General features: G+C 30.9%; 6 protein-coding genes. All 6 read left to right on the forward strand.

Annotated features, from left to right (window positions below):
- Positions 1–617, forward strand: a 617-nt coding sequence (locus ACMOUI_RS02150; protein ID WP_418964105.1) for an ROK family protein, incomplete at its 5' end; no start/stop codon positions are given.
- A gap of 20 nt (positions 618–637) precedes the next feature.
- A complete protein-coding gene (locus ACMOUI_RS02155) occupies positions 638–2,134 on the forward strand; it encodes a sodium:solute symporter family protein (protein WP_418964106.1) in 1,497 nt (498 codons plus the stop codon).
- On the forward strand, positions 2,131–2,277 hold the full coding sequence (locus ACMOUI_RS02160) for a hypothetical protein (RefSeq protein WP_418964107.1): 147 nt from the start codon (positions 2,131–2,133) through the stop codon (positions 2,275–2,277). Before ACMOUI_RS02155 ends, ACMOUI_RS02160 begins: the two co-directional genes overlap by 4 nt.
- Positions 2,258–3,742 (forward strand): sulfatase-like hydrolase/transferase, encoded by a 1,485-nt coding sequence (locus ACMOUI_RS02165; protein WP_418964108.1) that lies wholly within the window; start codon positions 2,258–2,260, stop codon positions 3,740–3,742. Before ACMOUI_RS02160 ends, ACMOUI_RS02165 begins: the two co-directional genes overlap by 20 nt.
- A 158-nt stretch (positions 3,743–3,900) precedes the next feature.
- Complete coding sequence (locus ACMOUI_RS02170) at positions 3,901–5,037, forward strand: 1-propanol dehydrogenase PduQ (RefSeq protein ID WP_418964109.1); 1,137 nt, start codon at positions 3,901–3,903, stop codon at positions 5,035–5,037.
- 18 nt (positions 5,038–5,055) lie between these two features.
- Positions 5,056–5,874 carry a MerR family transcriptional regulator gene (locus tag ACMOUI_RS02175; protein WP_418964110.1) on the forward strand — a complete coding sequence of 273 codons (819 nt, stop codon included), beginning with the start codon at positions 5,056–5,058 and terminating at the stop codon, positions 5,872–5,874.
- Positions 5,875–5,970: the final 96 nt, after the last annotated feature.

Here is a 5,970-nt window from a genome sequence, read left to right on the forward strand (position 1 = left end):
TTAATATTCCAGTTATTTTAGAAAATGGAACAAATTTAATGGCTCTTAGAGAAAAAAGAAAGGGTCTGGGTAAAAATTTAAAAAATTTTATAGTTTTTAATATAGATGAGGGAGTTGGTGCAGGAGTAGTTGTAGAGGAAAAACTATATAGTGGAACAAAATTTGAAGCAGGAGAAATTGGTCATGCACCATATGATTATTCAGAAAATGCGCCAATATGTAGTTGTGGAAATAAAGGGTGCTTAGAAACATATCTTGCCAATTGGCGAGTAGTAGAAAGAGCCTATAAAGAAAAAGGAATGATTCTTAGCTACGAAGAGATAATATATAGAGCAAATAAAGGGGAAACATATTTTTATAAGTTAATACTATCTTTAGTAAAAGCTATATCTCATGGAATTCTATGGACTGAATACCTACTAAATCCAGAAGGGATAATAATAACGGGGAAAATAACAGAGTGTAAAGACTTCTTTTGGAAAGAAGTACAAAGAGTTTTGAATAACAATCTTTTGAATAAGGATAAAAAAATATGTTTGTTAAAATCAAGATATGAAAAAAATGCTATTTTAGAGGGAGCAATCTTTCTAGGGTTAGATTATTATTTTAATGAATAGATAAATAAAAGGAGGGTATGATGACAAATTTTAATTGGTTTCTAGATGGAGGATTAGTTGGATTTTATATTTTACTAAGCCTAATTGTGGGAGTGTTTATCAAAAAATACGTTAGAAATGTCAATGATTTTTTAGTCGCAGGAAGGAGTGTAGATTTGCATGTGGGGATGGCCTCTTTAGCAGCGACAGAATTTGGAATAATAACGTGTATGGCAGCGAGTCAACTGGGGTATAGATATGGATTTGCTGGAGCAACTGTTGGAATAATAATGACAATAGTTATGTTTATTGTTGGAAAAACAGGGTTTTGTATTGAGCCACTAAGAAAAGCTGGTGTTGTGACAATTCCAGAATTCTTTGAAAAAAAGTTTGGAAGTAGGGTAAGATGGGCTTCTGGAGTTGTAATTGTTTTAGGTGGTCTTTTAAATATGGGGGTATTTTTAAGAACTGGAGGAGAATTTTTAGTTTATGTAGCGGGGTTGAATCCTAAATATTTAGAAATAACAATGACAGTTTTATTAATAATTGTGGCTTTATACACAATATTAGGTGGAATGTTATCAGTGTTGGTAACAGATTATATGCAATTTTTACTGATGAGTATTGGACTTATATTAACTACATTTACAGTATTTATAAAAGTTGGATGGAATAAATTATTTGATACAGTTATAACACAGTATGGTGCAGGAGGAATAAATCCATTTGTACATCCTAAGTTGGGATGGCAATATGTTTTATATACTACTTTAGTATTGACAGCTACAGTTTTAACTTGGCAAACAATGGTTTCAAGAGTACTTTCAGCTAAAGATGAAAAAGTCGCTAAAAAAATGTATACTAAAACAAGTATATTTTATATTGTAAGATCATTAATCCCTGTACTTTGGGGTGTTACAGCATTAGTTTTAGTAAAATTAGACGCTGTAGGTGGAAACCCATTATATGCTATGCCAAAAATGTTATCAGTTTTATTGCCTAGTGGAATAATTGGACTTTTAGTAGCAGCGATGCTTGCAGCTGATATGTCAACAGACTCATCATACCTTTTAGGGTGGGCAAGCGTAATATATAATGATATATTAGTGGTATTTCATAAAAACTCTTGGTCAGAGAAAAGAGCAATACTTATAAATAGAGTTCTAATAGGAGTAATAGGTATATTTCTTCTTTTATATGGATTATGGTATCCACTAAAATCAGATTTATGGATTTATATGACTTTAACAGCAACAATTTATTCTGTGAGTGTATCAACTCTTCTAGTAGCAGCTTGTTATTGGGAAAAAGCTAACGATTGGGGAGCTTTTGCAACAATAATAGTTGGAGCTTTGATACCAGGTGGATTTTTAGTGGCCCAACAAATCCCAGCACTTAGTCCGATAACAGATGCAATAGGACCATATTACTCAGGGATAGCATCATTTGTTTTCGCATGGATTGCTATGATTGCTGGTTCTCTTTTAAAAATATCAGTTAAAGAAAAAGATGGGGTTTTAGAGGAGGAGATAGCATGACAAATATATTGGTTATGTTCTGGAAATTTTTAATATGTTTTGGGTTAGCTTGGTATGTTGTAACAATAGGAATAGTAGGAGTAAAAGGATTTAAAAATATAAGAACTATGCTGGGAGGAATAAATGCTACAGAAGAAAAGTAATGTCATTTTTATTATAGCAGATGATCTAGGTTATTGGGCTTTGGGAAGCTATGGAAATAAAGATGCAATAACTCCAAATTTAGATAGATTAGCTAGCGAGGGGAAAAAGTTTGAGAATTTTTTCTGTGCATCTCCAGTTTGTTCTCCTGCAAGAGCATCTATATTTACGGGAAGAATACCGTCACAACACGGAATATTAGATTGGCTAGACGAGTGGGAGAACGGTGCAACAACAGAGGAATATTTAAAAGGTCAAAATACATTTGTAGATATTCTATCTAAAAATAATTACACTTGCTGTATGAGTGGGAAATGGCATATGGGAGCTGCAGAAAAGCCTCAAAATGGGTTTAAATACTGGTATTCTCACCAAAAAGGAGGAGGACCATACTATAATGCTCCAATGTATAAAGATGGAGAATTGGTGCATGAAGAGGGATATATAACTGATAAGATAACAGATTATGCACTTGAATTTTTAGAAAAATATTCACATGATGAAAATCCTTTTTTTCTTAGTTTAAATTACACTGCTCCACATTCTCCATGGGACTCTAAAAATCATCCAAAAGAGTTATTGGATCTATATGAAGGGTGTGAATTTTTATCTTGCCCAAGAGATCCCTATCACCCCTGGAAAATAGCTGAAACATTTGAAGGTAATGAACAGGAAAGAAAAGAGGTCTTAAAGGGATATTTTGCATCTTTAACTTCCATGGATTTAAATATAGGTAGGGTTTTAAAACTTTTAGAAGATAGAAAAATATTGGAGGATACGTTAATAGTTTTTACAAGTGATAACGGAATGAATATGGGACATCATGGAATTTTTGGAAAAGGAAATGGAACGAGCCCACTAAATATGTATGATACATCGGTAAAAATTCCATTTATAATGTATAAAAAGGGAGAGTTCATTCCAGAGGTTGTGGATAGGTTATTGAGTCATTATGATATAAGACATACAATATTGGAGTATTTAAAATTAAACGATTATTTGGATATGGGAATAAAATATCCTGGAAAAAGTTTTAAAAGCATTTTAGAAAATAAAAGTAGTGAAGAGAAGGGGCATATTGTAGTATATGATGAGTATGGTCCAACAAGAATGATAAGAGATGATAAGTTTAAGTATATACATAGATATCCTGATGGTCCATATGAATTTTATGATTTACAAAAAGATCCCAATGAGAGGATAAATAAAATAGATGATATAGAATATTTAGATATTATAAAAAAGATGAGATATGAGCTTTTAAGTTGGTATTCTCAACATGTGAATCCAGAAATAGATGGAGCTACATTACCGGTGTATGGTGGTGGACAAAAAGGACTTGCAGGTAAATGGGGAAAGTATGATAAGGATACTTTTGGAAGATATAGTTCTAAATATATTTTTACAAGTGATAATAAGTCAAGAGAAAAAATAAAAAAGATTGAGGTAGAAGATAAAATACAATAGTGAAAAGTTGCAGGGAAATAACCTGCAACTTTTTTAATTTTTGAAAATAAGTTTTATTTTTTATTTGGTAAAAAAAAGAAAATGTGCTAAGATTAGACTGTAATTAAATTGGGGAAAATTAGTATTTTTTTGACTAAAAATGTGAGGAGAGTTTAGTTATGAAACGTTTTAATATTGAAACTGCTATATATTTTGGAGAGGGATCTCTAGAAAAATTAAGGGAGTTAGATAATAAAAAGATACTAATTGTGTGTGACAAGTTTATAGGTTCATCTGATATTTTAAAAAAAGTATTAGATAAGCTAGAGAGATGTGAAGTTTTAGTTTTTGATGAGATTGTACCAGATCCTACAATAAAAATTGTTGCAAAAGGTGTGCAACTTTTAAAGAGAGAAAATTTTGATTTGATAATAGCTTTAGGAGGAGGTTCTTCAATAGATGGAGCTAAAGCTATAAGAGAGTACTATAAAAAAATAGATGGAGATGTAGAGATAGATTTTTATGCTATTCCAACTACCAGTGGAACAGGTTCAGAAGTAACAGAGTATTCAGTTATAACAAATGAAAAAGAGAGCTTGAAGTACGCTCTAACAAATGAGGATCTATTGCCAACTATAGCAATATTAGATCCTGAGTTGGTCAGATCAGTTCCAAAAGGTATAACTGCAGATACAGGAATGGATGTATTAACACATGCAATAGAAGCTTATGTTTCTAAAGAAGCTTCAGATTTTACAGATGCTTTAGCAGAAAAAGCTTTTGAATTAGTTGTGAAAAATTTAGAAAAAGCCTATGAAGATGGAAACGATATATATGCTAGAGAGAAGATGCATAATGCTTCATGTTTAGCAGGACTTGCATTTAATGCAGCAGGTCTTGGATTAACTCATAGTTTAGCTCATATGATTGGAGGGAGATTCCATATTCCTCATGGAAAAATAAATGCGATTATATTACCTTATGTAATTAAGTTTAATTCAGATATAGATAGAAAATCATACTTAGATTCAGAGAATGAGATTTTAAAAAGATATCAAAAACTAGGAAAAATAGCTGGTGTCAATGGAGTTAATCCAGTTATTGGAACAAGTAATTTAATAAACTACATTCAGAAACTACAGAAGTCTGTTTCAATTCCTAAAAATTTAAAAGAGTTAAAGATAGATGGAACTTCACTTTTAGAAGATGTAGAAACAGTTTATGAAATAGTAATGAAAGATGTATGTACAAAAACAAATCCAAAAGAGATTAGTAAAGAGGATATAAAAACACTATTGAAAGAGATTGTGGGATAGAAGTTTAGGAGTGATAAAATGGAAAAAGAGAAGTACTATATTGGAGAAGTTGAAAAAATTTGTGGTATAGCAAAAAAAACTCTGAGGTTTTATGACAAAATAGGACTACTTTCACCCTTTGAAATAAATAGTAATGGATACAGATATTATAGTAAAGATAATTTATATACAATACCAGTAATAAAATATTATAAACAGAGTGGATTTACACTAGAAAGTATAAAAAAAGTTATGAATGACTTCAATTGTCAGCATATTGAGGAAAGTTTTTCAGAAAAGATAAAGGATTTAGAAAAGATGGAGAGGGAGCTAGTTTTAAAAAAACGCTCCCTTGAGGATTGGAACTCTTTAGTAAAAGAAGCAAGAATGGTTTTAGAGTATAACTTAACAGATATAAAAGTAAAGTATTTAGAGAAGGATCGATATATTCATCATACCCAGGAGTTCAATGAGGATTATATAAGTTCTGTAATAAATATAGATTTTACTAACTATATAGAGGAGATAGGGAATGCGATAACAGGCCCAGTTATAATTGAGTTCTCTTCATTAGAGAATAAACTAAAGGGAAAAAGTCAAAAGATAAGAATACTTCAAAAAAATCTTATAAAATGTGATTCAGAACTTTTAACTGATTTAGGAGGAAAGCTTGTTATCTCTTGTTATCATATTGGTTCTCATAAAAATATAAAAGAAACTTATAAAAAAATGTGTGATTGGGCAAAACTTCATAACTATAAACTTGAAGAGTGTTGCTACGAAAGATATGTGATGGATTATTGGACCACAAAAGATGAGGATAAATTTGTAACAGAGATAATAATGAATATAAAATAATAAAGGTTCCACTAAGGTGGAAGGTAAAAAACAGGTTAGAAACTTAATTTTCTAACCTGTTTTTTTATTATTATAGTTCGGAAAAAGGAACAATAG

This window comes from Cetobacterium sp., assembly GCF_048470075.1.
GTDB lineage: Bacteria > Fusobacteriota > Fusobacteriia > Fusobacteriales > Fusobacteriaceae > Cetobacterium_A.

Coding starts and splice junctions, on each gene's coding strand:
- ACMOUI_RS02165 (WP_418964108.1), top strand. CDS start 2,258: ATGCTACAGAAGAAAAGTAATGTCATTTTTATTATAGCAGATGATCTA.
- ACMOUI_RS02160 (WP_418964107.1), top strand. CDS start 2,131: ATGACAAATATATTGGTTATGTTCTGGAAATTTTTAATATGTTTTGGG.
- ACMOUI_RS02155 (WP_418964106.1), top strand. CDS start 638: ATGACAAATTTTAATTGGTTTCTAGATGGAGGATTAGTTGGATTTTAT.
- ACMOUI_RS02175 (WP_418964110.1), top strand. CDS start 5,056: ATGGAAAAAGAGAAGTACTATATTGGAGAAGTTGAAAAAATTTGTGGT.
- ACMOUI_RS02170 (WP_418964109.1), top strand. CDS start 3,901: ATGAAACGTTTTAATATTGAAACTGCTATATATTTTGGAGAGGGATCT.